Source organism: Acinetobacter sp. YH16031 (assembly GCF_013417335.1).
In the GTDB taxonomy this organism is placed as follows: Bacteria; Pseudomonadota; Gammaproteobacteria; order Pseudomonadales; family Moraxellaceae; genus Acinetobacter.
Genome location: NZ_VPED01000046.1, coordinates 1 through 13,113, shown reverse-complemented (window position 1 = coordinate 13,113; position 13,113 = coordinate 1). Strand labels below are relative to the sequence as shown.

Genomic DNA, 13,113 nt, shown 5'->3' with positions numbered 1-13,113 from the left:
CATGAAATACGGTATTCTGATGTGACAAAACCTGAATCCTGGTCGTTAAAGTGTTTGTTTGCACTCATATTTTAACTGTTAGGACTCAGGTTTTTTTATTTAAAGCAAACTATGGGACAGCAGTGACATCTGTGGTCTTTTTTTCGGTTTCGATTAAACGAAACGGATTGGCTTGAATTCCGGCTCATTTTTGTGATGATCATCATCACATTGTTCACCTTCTTCTTTAGTGCCGCGGTCGATATAACCGCTGCGTTCGGTTTCTGGCAGGTTTTTCATTTCCCAGGCATAGACAGCCTGCATACAGGTCTGACGCTGCTCCTGAGTCAGCGCTACACCATTTGGCCACTTGCCAATTTCAATGGCTGTTCTTAAGCGTTCTACAATCTCAGGATTGAGTACGGCAAGCATTTGTTCAATATTCATATTTAATCCTGCTTAAGATAATCGAAGTCCTGATTCCAGCCCAGTTTGGTTCGACATGCATTATAGAAGTCATAACCTGGCGGATGCAGAAGATTCAGTTTAAAGGGATGCTTACGAATATGGACGCTATCGCCAACATTCAAAGACACACTGTGTTGTCCATCCGCACTCACCATCGGCAGTACGCGATTTTCACGAATCATCAGTTTAATTTCACTATGCCCTCCGACTACAATCGGACGTGAAGACAAGGTATGCGGATGCATCGGCACCAGCACAATTGCATCCATACTTGGATGCACAATCGGTCCACCACCGGACAGTGCATAGGCTGTCGATCCGGTCGGTGTAGATACAATCAGACCATCACTATGCTGACGATAGACATATTGTCCATCAATATTCAGCTCGAAATCAATCATGTGTACCGATTTGCCCGAGTGCAAGACCACATCATTCAGTGCAATCGCATCATAGATGATTTCACCTTTGGAGCGAACTTCCATTTCCAGCAGGAAACGGCGTTCTGCCTGAAAATCACCTTTTAATACCTGATCCAGCTTGAAGATGACTTCAGTTGGCTTGATATCGGTCAGGAAGCCCAAACGACCACGGTTCACCCCGATCACTGGTGTATTGTATTTTACCAATGCCCGCGCTGCATGTAACAGTGAACCATCCCCACCTATCACAATCACCAGATCAACCACTTCGCCCAACAAGGCGCGGCTAACTGTTTGGGTATTCTGATAAGGAACCAGTTCAGCTGTATCTGCATCAAAAACAGGATGTAGACCTAAATTGAGCAGATGATCGTGGATCAGGCATAAGGTTTCAACCACTGAAGATTTATCCGGGCGTCCAATCAACCCGATATTTCGAAATGTCTTGTGGGAAATTTGCACCAGTGTCGTCGCTCCGCTTCGAATCCTGCTTATCATAACATTAAGCTTGAATAGGATGACAATTTATAACATGACAAAGCTGTGCAGGATTGAATTGAAATAGATTGAAATTAAGGAGAAAATGTGAAGTTTAATTTTAATTTTAATCTCAATAATTGATTAAATATTGCAAAATAATGAAAAGCTTCGCATGATTAGCACAATTTCACAGGGTCTTATCGTCATTTATGAAATCTGAACGAGGTATGGGGTTCATTGCCTTAATCTTCTCCATTCTAGTCATTTCTGCATTTGTAGCATTTAGTATCTATTTGATTAAATTAGATAATATTGTGCGTGAAAAATTTGAAGGTCAACGCTGGGATATTCCGGCCAAGGTTTTCGCACGCCCGATGGAAGTGTATGTAAATGCCCCGGTCAGCCAGCAGGATTTCCAACAAGAATTAAAATTACTGGGTTATAAAGGTTCGGACAGCTATACCAAATCGGGCAGCTTTGTCAGCACTGGCAATACCATGTATGTGCATACCCGTGGCTTTGATTTTGGCGATCGCGTTGAACCTGAACAGGTATTGAAAGTCAGCTTTGATGGCGATCAGATTGCTGAAGTAAGTGCGACCAAACCCTCTTCTAGCGGGATTGCCCGTCTGGAACCTTTATTGATTGGTGGTATTTATCCACAGCATAATGAAGACCGTGTGCTGATTAAGCTCAATAAAGTGCCTAAACCGTTAATTGACGCATTAATTGCCACTGAAGACCGTAATTTCTACAATCACCATGGTGTATCTCCACGCGGGATTGCACGTGCAGTGGTAAGTAATATTACTGGTGGTAAACGTCAAGGTGGTTCAACCCTCACCCAGCAGCTGGTCAAGAATTTCTACTTAACACCAGAACGCACCTTAAAACGTAAGGTGAATGAAGCCTTTATGGCAATGCTGATTGAATTGCATTATGGCAAAGATGAGATTCTGGAAGCCTATTTAAATGAAGTGAATCTGGGTCAGAACGGTAATTATTCCGTAAATGGTTATGGCCTGGCTTCACAATTTTATTTTGGCCTCCCGTTACGTGAACTGAATATTTCCCAACAGGCCTTTTTAGTCGGTCTGGTCCAAGGTCCAAGCCTGTACAACCCATGGCGTAATCCTGAACTTGCGAAAAAACGTCGTGATGTGGTTCTGAATAATATGCTGGTAATGGGTAACCTGACTCAAGATCAGTATGAAACAGAAACCGCCCGTTCGCTGAACGTCATTTCCAAACCAACTTTAGGCCCTGCTCGCTTCCCGGATTTTCTGGACATCGTTCGCCGTCAGTTGCGTACCGAATATCAGGAAACTGATTTAACCAACCAGGGTCTGCGTATTTTCACCACCTTAGATCCATTGGCGCAAACCCGAATTCAGGACAGCTTTAAGGAAAGCGTGGCCCGTTTAAGTAAAGGCAATCCAGGTCGTCTGAAAGATTTGCAAGGTGCAGTTCTGGTCGCACACCCTGAAAATGGCGAACTGGTTGCAGCGGTAGGTTCTACCCAGGACTTTACCGGTTTTAACCGGGCTTTAGATGCCAAGCGTCAGGTGGGTTCATTACTCAAACCGGTGATTTATCTGACAGCGCTAGAATCAAATCGTTACCACTGGGCAAGTCCTATTGAAGACAATCAGATCACCATTCAAAGTGATGGCAAACCCTGGACACCGAAAAACTATAGCGGTAGCGCACATGGTGTAGTACCGATGTCTCTTGCCCTGTCACAATCCTATAACCTGTCTGCAGTGCGTTTGGCACAGGAATTTGGCCTGTCGACCTTTATTAACCATCTGCAAAAATTCGGTGTGACTTCTGACATACCAAATTATCCATCTATTTATTTAGGTGCAGTAGATATGTCACCGTTGGAAGTGATGAATATTTACGGTAACTTCGCAACAGGTGGCTTTAAATATCCGGTGAAATCGATTCGTTCTGTAGTCGATGCCAATGGCCACTCGCTTGAGCGTTACAGCTTAAGTGTTCAGCCGACGATTGATCCAGCATCAGCCTATGCTCTGAATTATGGTTTACAACAGGTCATGTCGAGTGGTACTGGTCGTTCTGCCTATAACAGTTTGCCACGCAACCTGAATCTGGCGGGTAAATCGGGTACGACAAACGATACCCGTGATTCATGGTTTGCAGGTTATTCTGGCAACTATATGACAGTGGTCTGGTTAGGTCTGGATGACAACAAAGTCACTGGATTAACCGGTTCTTCAGGTGCACTTCCGGTCTGGACCAATGTCATGAAACAGCTGCGTCAGAAGCCGGTGAATCTGGCTCAGCCTAATGAAATTGAATGGCACTGGCTGGACCGTTATACAGGTAAACTGACTGCCCAAGGCTGTGATGGTGCCATGTATATTCCGATTTCACGTCATGCCTTGCCTAATCAGGCAACTGCTTGTGGCATCTCGCATTACGCCACTGAACCTTATACGATTGATTCAGAACCTTCACCAGAAGATGAGGAAGATGATGATCTCAGTCGTTATATACAAGAAAGTGAAACAGAAATAGAACGCGAAGTTGCTAAACAAACCCATATTATCGCGAGTGGAAGTTATAGCCAATAATTGAGTCTATGTTTATGTTAAGAAAATTGATTCCTGGTCTGCTCATCCTCGGTCTGGTGGGCTGCCAAAGCATGTCGGAGCCAGAACAGCCTGCGGCTCCTACTAAACCTCCGGTTCAGCAGAAACCAAAATCCTCTACACCTGATGGTGTAGTGATTACGCCCTATGATCGACCGGAGATTAAACGTCAGAAGATTGTGATCCCTGAGCAAAAGCCTCAGGCACAAAAGTTTGATGATGGACGTAACTTACCTGCATTTAAAAAATTGATGCAGCAAACTCAGCAGGCCTATAGCAAGCAGCAATATAATCAAGCTGAAACTTCTGCAGTACAAGCTCAGCGTTTGGCGCCCCAAGCTTCAGAAACTTATCTGTATCTTGGCTTGATCGCAAACCGTAAAAACCAGCCGGCCCGTGCAGATGCTTTCGCCTTACGTGGTTTGAGCTATGCGCAGACCAATGCAATGAAAAAGCAGCTCTGGCAGGTGCGCCTGAAAGCAGCTCAACTGCAAAAAAACACCAAAGCCATTCAGCAAGCTCAGCAGGCCTTAAAGAAATTTTAAGGTCCTGGCGTGAGCCCGGTTATTTATAATAAGTTTCTGACTTAAACATAACGGATCCCTGCAATCCCATAAGCATGCTGGTTTTGAGCATGGTCTAGATCTTCAGCTTTTATACCGCCTAAGGCAAATACAGGAATCTGTACCTGTTCAGCCATCTGTTTAAATTTTTCCCAGCCTAAAGCTGCGGTATCAGGATGTGTTTCTGTTGCCAGTACCGGGCTGAGTAAAGCTGCTTCACAGCCTATGTTTTCTGCATGTTTTAATGCTTCCAGATCGTGACAGGCTGCAAGATAACGATAGCCACCAGCTAACTCCCCTTTTTGCAGTTGCATCAATTGAGACTGTTTCAGGTGAAGCGTACGAATGGTTTGCTGCTGCAATTCATTCAATTGTGACCAAAGTTCCTGATTAATGATCAATCTGGATAACTGATCGACTGGAATCTGCTGTAACTGGCTAATGTGTTCAGGGCTGGCCATTACTCGCCAATACAGCATCTGGTCTGTTTCCAGATTATTCAGGTGACTCAAGTCTTCAGAAATTTTGATCTTTCTCGGCCATTGCAGCTTTTGAATCATGGCCTGATTGGCTTTAGGAAAATTTAGTTCACTGAGTTCATCCCGGCTATACCAGCGCCAAGGCTGCTTGATTCCAGCTAATTGTTCTGGCTGAACCGAAGCATGGAAAATATGCAGATTGACAATGACATCTTCATATTCATGCGAAATAAAATCAAAAGCCTGCCATTGCTCGATGTCAATTCCGACTTCTTCAATCACTTCACGTCGACATGCCTCTATAGGCAATTCGCCCTGTTCTACTTTTCCGCCTGGAAACTCATATTTATTGCCCTGATGCTGTTTAGCTTCACGCCAACCGACCAGAACCTGAGTTTGATGAAATAAAATAGCGATTGCGACATGAATTGTGGTTTTAGACATAATGTTCTGAACTATTGAAGTTTTACAGATTGTAAGCAAATTAGAGTTTTTTATAAATGCAGCAATTATTCGTTGACAGATCTATTCGATAATGATTATCATTTAAATCAATCCAAAACACACCACGGAGTCGACGGAATGAACGCACCATTTAGCCTATTTACCCGCAATAATGATACTCAGCATGCGCTACCGATGTTGCATTCGAACAATTTATTTGCGCTAGGACGAGAAATCCGGATCATGCATGCGGGTGAAGAATACCGTCTACGTTTGACTCGTAACAATCGTCTCATCCTGACTAAGTAATTTAAATACTCCAAAAATAATAAACGTGGGAACAGGCAGTATGAATCAGCGCATACTGCTTTTTTTAATTGCTATATCTAATATCTTTATTCTTCAGATTGAAAAATTAATGAAACTTTAAGCCCACCCAAAACTGACGGCGCATAATCAATCTTGGCCGTATGTAACTGCATAATCTTTTGACAAATCGACAATCCCAAACCTGAACCTTGTGTTCGCGTGCCCAAGGCGCGGTAAAAACGCTCACCTAAACGTTGAACAACTTCTTCCTGAATTCCCTCTCCCGAATTTTCAATCATAAGTTGTAGATTCTGACCTTCAACTATCGTCCTGATTTCGACCTGTCCCTGCATCGGCGTATAACGAATGGCATTATCAACCAGATTGCGGATACAGCTAAAAATCAGCTCTGCATTTGCTTCAATCACTGCATCTTCAAGTTTTAAGTTCCAGTGGATCTCTTTTTCCTGAGCAAAAGGTTGTAAAGCTTGTAAGACCTCCTGAACCAATACTTTAAGATTCACCTGCTGTTTGGGCAACTGCTCTGCATGTTCTGGATCAAGCCGAGCCAATAGCAGTAAGTTTTCCAGAATCTGCGTTCCGCGGTTGACGTCATTCTGAATCATCTGTAACGCTTGCCTAAGTTGAGCATCTTCCTGATATTTACGTTTCAGCACCTGTAAACGCATTTGAATGGCAGACAATGGGGAACGCAACTCATGTGAAGCATCGGCAGTAAAACGTTGCTCGGCAGCCAATGACTTTTCCAGCCTGCTCAACATGGCATTCAGCTGACGGATAATCGGTTGCAATTCAGTAATTTCAGGATCAGGACTTTGAACCGGAGTGAGATCCTGTGCAGATTTAGAACCGATTTCTCGGGAAATTTTATTTAAAGGTCTTAATTGCCGCTTAATGGCAAAACGTAAAATCAGCCACTGTAATATCCATAGGATAAATAAAATCCCGGCGAAACCTAAAGTCGTTTGCCAAAGCTCATCAAAGCGTACCGAAAGCGGTTGTACCACTTTCACTTTCAAGTCTTGATCTTCAGCAATCAGGATGCGAATAAAATGACCATTTTCATAATCAAAGTGAAATCCATTTTTCTGTGCAAGTGGTATCTCATTAATCAGTTCATCATCAATTGAAGTGGTCAGTACCTGCTGATTCAGTAGTAAGGCATATTGAATATCAAACTGCTCACTGATTTCATCAACCTGCGTATTTTTGGCCTGGTTCACATCTCCTAAAAGTAACTCTGAAATTTCCTCCATCAGGTCATCATGCAAATCAATCGCCTGATAGCTGGAAATTCCCAATAACAGCAGCCACGACAGAAATCCTGCCAGTATGGAACTGAACATGGCATGTTGAATCAGCCGGCTTTGCAGGGAAATGGGTGCCTTCATATGGAGGCCTCGGGTTTATGCATCCGGTAGCCCAAGCCACGAATGGTTTTAATCATCTGACTGCCAATTTTTTTACGTAGCTGATAAATAAAGACTTCAATCGCATTGCTTTCGATTTCATCTCCCCAGGCATAGAGTGATTCTTCCAGCTGTTCTCGGGTAATGATATGTTCTGGTTTTTGCATCAGCTTATATAAAATCTGGAATTCTTTTGCAGTCAGATTAATGCTCTGTCCCGCCTTCATTACGGTCTTGGCCTGAGTATCCAGACTAAGATCCAGCCATTGCAGGATATGATTTGGCATTTGCTGTTTTTGTCTGAGCTGGGCACGCACGCGAGCGGAAAGTTCTTCCAAACTAAAGGGTTTTACCAGATAATCATTGGCACCTAGATCAAGTCCTGCGACCCGGTCATGGATACTGTCCTTAGCAGTGATAAATATAACAGGTGTATCTTTCTGTTTATTGCGCAAGCTTTTAAGAATGTCGTCTCCGGTTGCATTCGGCAGGCCACGGTCCAGCAAAATACAGTCATACTGATGCTGTTCAATTGCCAGAATGGCATGATCCCCACGATCCACCCGATCAATTACATACCCGTCCATTTCCAGCCAGGTTTGAATACTTTCCGCCTGAGATTCATCATCCTCTGCCAAAAGAATACGCATGCTATGCTCCGCTTATTTTATCTTTCTATCTTGCCTTGAAAAAGTTTTAGACTCAAAAAAACCACATGCTTTTTGGTAACTTGCATGTGGTTTTTTGTTGCTGTCTTCAGATTCAGTTCAGGAAATCCTGCTGAAATTAGAACTGAACTTGGTCGACATCAATTTCAACACGTTTCGCAGGTTTATAGTCAATGTCCACTTCACCAATGATTACCACAGGTGTTTTAGCTGATACAGGTTTACCCTGCCAAAGTTCATCATCAATTTCGACAGTAATGGTGCCGGTATTGTCACGGAACTGGTATTTTTCATCACCGACAGCTTTTACCACATACCCTTTTAGCTGAACCTTGCTGTCATCTTTCATGGTCAGTGCTTGCTTTACTGTAGTAGTTTTAGCAAATGCAGCCTGATTCACCGCAGTTTCACTACTCGCAACTGCGACAGTCCCAATTGAACCCATTAATACAGCCGCTAAAACAGTATTCATCATCATTTTCATTGCAGTTACCTCTTTTTAAAGTCTTGCCCTGTTTCGATAATGCTATTAAAACAGCCGAAGATGAATTGAATCTTAAGATTGCTTCATCTTCAGAATTAATTTAATGGCACAACTCTTAAGACTTCTTCAAGTGTGGTGACCCCTTCCAGAATCTTGCGAGCGCCGGCAATCCGTAAAGGTTCTACCCCTTCTTTTTTTGCCTGCTGACGTAACTGATTCAGGTTAGCATCCGCTCCGATCAATTGCTTGGTGGTCAGGCTGAGCGGCATAAATTCATAAATCCCGATTCGGCCTTTATAACCGGTATGGCGACACTCTTCACAACCAACCGCTTTAAAGACAAATTCTGGGCGTGGTAAAGGATAGTCCACTGCCAGATGTTGCCATTCCTGCTCATCCAGGAAACTCTCCTGCTTGCAGTGTGGACATAGCTTACGTACCAGACGTTGGGCCAAAACTCCCAAGATAGTCGCTGCTGTTAAAAATGGTTGTACGCCCAGATCATGTAGACGGGTCAGGCTCGACGGCGCATCATTGGTATGCAAGGTAGAAAGTACTAGGTGACCGGTTAATGCTGCCTGAATCGCCATATTGGCCGTATCTTGGTCACGGATCTCACCTACCATAATAATATCTGGATCCTGACGCATCAGTGCACGCACACCATCTGCAAAGCCCAGTTCAATTCCATTATTGACCTGCATCTGGTTAAAGCTTGGTTCCAGCATCTCGATCGGATCTTCAATCGTGCAGACGTTCACCTGCTCAGTCGCAAGCTGCTTTAAGGTGGAATACAATGTAGTGGTTTTACCTGAACCGGTCGGTCCAGTGACCAAAATAATACCGTGACTATGGCTGGTCAGATTATTCCAGTCATTGAGCAGATGTCCTTCGAAACCGAGCTGTTGAAAACTTCTGACCAGAACTTCTGGGTCAAAGATACGCATTACCAGCTTTTCACCAAATGCGGTAGGTAAGGTCGATAAACGCAGTTCAGTTTCCTGCCCTTTCGGAGTCCGGGTTTTTAAACGGCCATCCTGTGGTTTACGTTTTTCTGCCACATTCATCCGACCCAAGATTTTGATTCGGGAAATGACCGCAGTCAGGGTATTGGCTGGCATGTTATAGATGGTGTGTAATACCCCATCAATCCGGAAACGGATTTTGCCGGTGTCTTTGCGCGGTTCCATATGGATATCACTAGCACCCTGCTCAAAGGCAAACTGCAGCACCCAATCCACCAGTTTCACAATATGCTGGTCATTGGCATCAGGATTCTGTGAATCACCCAGTTGCAGCAAGGCTTCTACACCTTTATTTTCCCGGTCATAAGCAGATGATTTTTGCGAGCCACTGACTGCACGACTGACCTGATAATATTCAACAATATAACGCTGGAGCTGTTCCGGATTGAGCAATACCCGTTCAATTTTTTTTGGTGCAATATTCTGTTCGAGGTTTGAGACCCATTCAGTTTTATAAGGCTGATCTGTGGCGATCAGAACTTTATCTGGTTGAATTTCTACTGCCAGAATACGGTTACGCAGTGCATATTCCTGTGACATAACATTGGTCAAGGCCTGCACATCAGCTTTGAGCGGATCGATAATATAGAACATTAAACCGGTTTTTTCTGCCAGCCACTGGCATAAGCGGTTGAGTGTCAAAGTACTTTGAGGATGGGAGTGATCAACCAGACTAAAGTGTGCGATCCATTGCAAGGGATGCCATTTTATTTGTTCACGCTGACGATGTGTGGTCTGAACTCGCATCCGGTCACGTTCAGTTATTTTTCCGTCTTTTAAAAGCTGATCCAAACACCAGCCTGTATCAATTTCAAAATCAAATTTCATGATTGATGGTCCCCAAAACTGCTTCCACTATAACAAGTTTTTCCTGTTTTTCGCATTCCATCGCGACTTCTCAAACTAGAAAGCGGTTGTGTCTCTCAAGAATATCAAACACATCCCATGGGTTTTAGGTCATAACCTTTTTCTGCTTGTTGATGTATCAATTTTTCGCCTATATTTCAATCAAGATATCTTATTCAATCGCTGAGGCCGGGTATGGATTTAAGCGTAGTTCCCTTAAGTGAAAGTAGTTCCTTTCATGAATTGCTTACTATCCTGACTGCTGCCTTAGGATGTGGTTTACTAATCGGATTGGAACGTGAACGGCACAAACAGCGTGAGGAACAGGCCAGTTTTGCCGGGCTACGCTCTTTTGCGATCTGTGCTTTATTAGGCGCATTGTGCTTTCTATTTGGAATGGCAATGGGTCTGGCCGGTGCACTCATTATTGGCGGCATTGTCATTTTTTCTATCCGAAATCAGATAGAAGACCCTGGGATTACCACTGAATTGGCCTTTATCATGACCTATTTTATAGGGGCGATTTGTCTGTGGAATATTCCTCTGGCTGCAGGACTAGCAGTTCTGATCACGATAATTTTAATGGCCAAACACTCTATGCATAATATTGCCGGACAGTGGATTACTGAGGCTGAATTTAGGGATGGATTACTATTATTAGCCTTGATTCTGATTGGTTTACCGCTAACCCCTGACCGGCCTTTATGGGGTGAAGTGCTGAACCCTTATCTGATTTTAAAATTAGTAACTCTAATACTGGTAGTTCAAGCTTTGGCACATATCGCTAAACGTTTCTTTTCAACTAAAAATGCCTTGATATTGTCTTCAATTGCCTCGGGTTTTGTTTCCAGTACAGCCACTATTGCTCAATTAGGGATACAGGTCCGTAAAGGTGAAATGGATGCAAAATCCAATGCTGGTGCTGCCCTGATGTCCTGCATTTCGACACTGATTCTATTGTTTATTGTAGTAGGAGGCGTTTCTTGGGAGTGGCTAAAAATTCTGCTCTTACCTTCATTGGTGGCTATAGTTATTCTGGCTACATGTGCATTTGTATTATTACATAAAGCTGAACCTGCTAAAAATCAGGAGTCTCCGGAATCTTCTGACAGTAAAATGTTTAGTCTCAAAGAAGCTGTAATTATCGCTGCCGCATTAACCCTTATTCAGGCTGGAGTTTACGGACTGGAAATATTACTCGGTAATGCTGGTCTCCTGGCTGGTACTTTATTTGCGTCCTTATTTGAAATTCATGCCGCAATGGCCAGTGTGGTCATTCAAGGAGATCCCTCCAATACCCGTTTGATCTATGCCTTACTCTTAGGTTTAGGCGCACATGCTTTGGCTAAGTCGGTCAATGCAGCCTTAACAGGTGGTTTTAAATTCGCGTTGTATTTTGCACCGATACAGATTTTACATATGGCTGTGTTGATCGGTATTTTTTGGTGGATGTATTTTTGACTATTAAATATATTCAAATAATTAATTTTTATATATTTTACAAGTTTAATTCTAATATTTTCTCGCTATAATCAGTTTGCTTCAATTAAGAAAAGCAATATTTAAATTAATTATTTTAATAAGGACTATTATGAAATTAAAAAATTTATCGCTCGCTATTTTCAGTGCATTAATGCTAAGTGCGTGTGGTGGGGGTTCATCTTCTGATTCAAATGGCGGTAATACTGGAACTGGAACTGGAACTGGAACTGGAACTGGAACTGGAACTGGAACTGGAACTGGAACTGGAACTGGAACTGGAACTGGAAATACTACCCTTACAAAACCTGACTTCCAACAATGGTCATCATTCTATATTGATGAATATTCCGACTCGGATCTAAATTATGAAATTGAACAGCTAACCTTTGATCAAGGGAATATCTATATAAAAGTAGACGAAACAACAGGCTGGAATAATAGTGAAACTTTTTATTTAACTGCTAATGGATTATATGATAAAGGCACTAACCACCCATCATATGGCAAATTAGAAGGTACAATTACCTCCAATACAACCACTTGGAAAAGACTTCCATATTCATCTATTAACTCTAAAGGTTTGAGTGAAACATTAACTTTTAAGACACTTGATATTAGCGGTAAAAATGTGGCAGCAGCCTTAAGCCCTAATAATTTTCTTGCATTAAAATATAATTTACTTGAAAGCTATCCAATGGGCGATAAAGGACTTAAATTTTATACTGATCTAAAAAATTCTACTTTCCCAGAGGGCTCAACCTGTATACAAATACAGAAAGCTGAACATACTGAAGATTATATTGAACTATATAACTATTCACTAGAACCTGATATCCAGCAGGACCTAAAAGGCTATTGGCAAGAACTTCTTTTAGACCCAAAAGGCTATACAAAAAAAATATTTAAAGATTCAATAGCTTATTTGCATAATGAAGGAAACATTGAAAACGGTTTTGCTGAATATAAAAATAATATTTATGAAGTAGATTTTTATAAGTCAGGAACGTCATTCAATTTTGAGTCAGAAATATCTGAGCTAAACAGACTTTACAACGCAGCATCAGACGAGCAAAAGATCTTGTTAAAAGAATTAATAGACCTACAAAAATCTTCATGCTCTTTATTTAATTCAACTGCATCTAAAATAATCGCTGAAAAAGTTGGACTTTACAAATAAGAGTTATTAGAGAGGAAAACCTATAAATTTATAGGTTTTTCTTTTTAAATTATTTACTTAATATTTAAAAATTTTAGCTTTACATCTTTAGGCCTTATATAGCGTAATTTAAATAACCCGAATCGCGGATAAAAAATTGACTTGAAAAATAAGAGGACTAGAGCCATCAGTTGAGTTACCACACAAAACTTAAAACTCTAGTCCCGATGTTTAATAGTACCGAATTATTTTGCGTAATT

The 13,113-nt window shown here is 42.1% G+C and carries 12 protein-coding genes; 5 read left to right on the top strand and 7 right to left on the bottom strand.

Features of this window, described 5'->3' with window-relative positions; genetic code table 11:
* Window positions 1–153: 153 nt before the first annotated feature.
* On the bottom strand, window positions 154–426 hold the full coding sequence (locus FTV31_RS14665; protein WP_004784238.1) for a YeaC family protein: 273 nt from the start codon (window positions 424–426) through the stop codon (window positions 154–156).
* A 2-nt stretch (window positions 427–428) separates the two neighbouring features.
* Entirely contained in the window at window positions 429–1,367 is a 939-nt protein-coding gene (locus FTV31_RS14660; RefSeq protein WP_180015566.1) for an NAD(+) kinase, read from the bottom strand.
* Window positions 1,368–1,558: 191 nt separating this feature from the next.
* On the opposite strand from FTV31_RS14660, the gene mrcB reads away from it, so the two are divergent.
* Both mrcB and FTV31_RS14650 read left to right on the top strand, forming a co-directional pair.
* On the top strand, window positions 1,559–3,949 hold the full coding sequence (mrcB, locus tag FTV31_RS14655; RefSeq protein ID WP_180015564.1) for a penicillin-binding protein 1B: 2,391 nt from the start codon (window positions 1,559–1,561) through the stop codon (window positions 3,947–3,949).
* Window positions 3,950–3,963: 14 nt separating this feature from the next.
* On the top strand, window positions 3,964–4,512 hold the full coding sequence (locus tag FTV31_RS14650) for a tetratricopeptide repeat protein (protein WP_125279080.1): 549 nt from the start codon (window positions 3,964–3,966) through the stop codon (window positions 4,510–4,512).
* A gap of 41 nt (window positions 4,513–4,553) precedes the next feature.
* On the opposite strand, the gene FTV31_RS14645 is transcribed toward FTV31_RS14650, so the two are convergent.
* Window positions 4,554–5,453 (bottom strand): NUDIX domain-containing protein, encoded by a 900-nt coding sequence (locus FTV31_RS14645; RefSeq protein ID WP_179993307.1) that lies wholly within the window; start codon window positions 5,451–5,453, stop codon window positions 4,554–4,556.
* Window positions 5,454–5,591: 138 nt separating this feature from the next.
* Between FTV31_RS14645 and hemP the strand changes: the two genes are divergently transcribed.
* On the top strand, window positions 5,592–5,762 hold the full coding sequence (hemP, locus tag FTV31_RS14640) for a hemin uptake protein HemP (RefSeq protein WP_004784247.1): 171 nt from the start codon (window positions 5,592–5,594) through the stop codon (window positions 5,760–5,762).
* An 86-nt stretch (window positions 5,763–5,848) separates the two neighbouring features.
* On the opposite strand, the gene FTV31_RS14635 is transcribed toward hemP, so the two are convergent.
* The 4 genes from FTV31_RS14635 to FTV31_RS14620 all read right to left on the bottom strand — a co-directional run bounded on the left by FTV31_RS14635 (window position 5,849) and on the right by FTV31_RS14620 (window position 10,197).
* Entirely contained in the window at window positions 5,849–7,174 is a 1,326-nt protein-coding gene (locus FTV31_RS14635; protein ID WP_180015562.1) for a HAMP domain-containing sensor histidine kinase, read from the bottom strand.
* Window positions 7,171–7,842: a response regulator transcription factor gene (locus FTV31_RS14630; RefSeq protein WP_180015560.1), complete on the bottom strand. Its 672-nt coding sequence runs from the start codon at window positions 7,840–7,842 to the stop codon at window positions 7,171–7,173. Before FTV31_RS14630 ends, FTV31_RS14635 begins: the two co-directional genes overlap by 4 nt.
* Window positions 7,843–7,978: 136 nt before the next feature.
* On the bottom strand, window positions 7,979–8,344 hold the full coding sequence (locus tag FTV31_RS14625) for a NirD/YgiW/YdeI family stress tolerance protein (protein ID WP_180015558.1): 366 nt from the start codon (window positions 8,342–8,344) through the stop codon (window positions 7,979–7,981).
* 95 nt (window positions 8,345–8,439) lie between these two features.
* Entirely contained in the window at window positions 8,440–10,197 is a 1,758-nt protein-coding gene (locus tag FTV31_RS14620) for a GspE/PulE family protein (protein ID WP_180015556.1), read from the bottom strand.
* Between the two features lie 213 nt (window positions 10,198–10,410).
* Between FTV31_RS14620 and FTV31_RS14615 the strand changes: the two genes are divergently transcribed.
* Window positions 10,411–11,676, top strand: a complete 1,266-nt coding sequence (locus FTV31_RS14615) for an MgtC/SapB family protein (protein WP_180015554.1) — start codon at window positions 10,411–10,413, stop codon at window positions 11,674–11,676.
* Between the two features lie 130 nt (window positions 11,677–11,806).
* A complete protein-coding gene (locus FTV31_RS14610) occupies window positions 11,807–12,874 on the top strand; it encodes a hypothetical protein (protein ID WP_180015552.1) in 1,068 nt (355 codons plus the stop codon).
* The last annotated feature ends 239 nt before the right edge of the window (window positions 12,875–13,113 follow it).

Coding starts and splice junctions, on each gene's coding strand:
- FTV31_RS14620 (WP_180015556.1), bottom strand. CDS start 10,197: ATGAAATTTGATTTTGAAATTGATACAGGCTGGTGTTTGGATCAGCTT.
- FTV31_RS14660 (WP_180015566.1), bottom strand. CDS start 1,367: ATGATAAGCAGGATTCGAAGCGGAGCGACGACACTGGTGCAAATTTCC.
- FTV31_RS14625 (WP_180015558.1), bottom strand. CDS start 8,344: ATGAAAATGATGATGAATACTGTTTTAGCGGCTGTATTAATGGGTTCA.
- FTV31_RS14610 (WP_180015552.1), top strand. CDS start 11,807: ATGAAATTAAAAAATTTATCGCTCGCTATTTTCAGTGCATTAATGCTA.
- FTV31_RS14645 (WP_179993307.1), bottom strand. CDS start 5,453: ATGTCTAAAACCACAATTCATGTCGCAATCGCTATTTTATTTCATCAA.
- FTV31_RS14665 (WP_004784238.1), bottom strand. CDS start 426: ATGAATATTGAACAAATGCTTGCCGTACTCAATCCTGAGATTGTAGAA.
- FTV31_RS14635 (WP_180015562.1), bottom strand. CDS start 7,174: ATGAAGGCACCCATTTCCCTGCAAAGCCGGCTGATTCAACATGCCATG.
- FTV31_RS14630 (WP_180015560.1), bottom strand. CDS start 7,842: ATGCGTATTCTTTTGGCAGAGGATGATGAATCTCAGGCGGAAAGTATT.
- FTV31_RS14615 (WP_180015554.1), top strand. CDS start 10,411: ATGGATTTAAGCGTAGTTCCCTTAAGTGAAAGTAGTTCCTTTCATGAA.
- mrcB (WP_180015564.1), top strand. CDS start 1,559: ATGAAATCTGAACGAGGTATGGGGTTCATTGCCTTAATCTTCTCCATT.
- FTV31_RS14650 (WP_125279080.1), top strand. CDS start 3,964: ATGTTAAGAAAATTGATTCCTGGTCTGCTCATCCTCGGTCTGGTGGGC.
- hemP (WP_004784247.1), top strand. CDS start 5,592: ATGAACGCACCATTTAGCCTATTTACCCGCAATAATGATACTCAGCAT.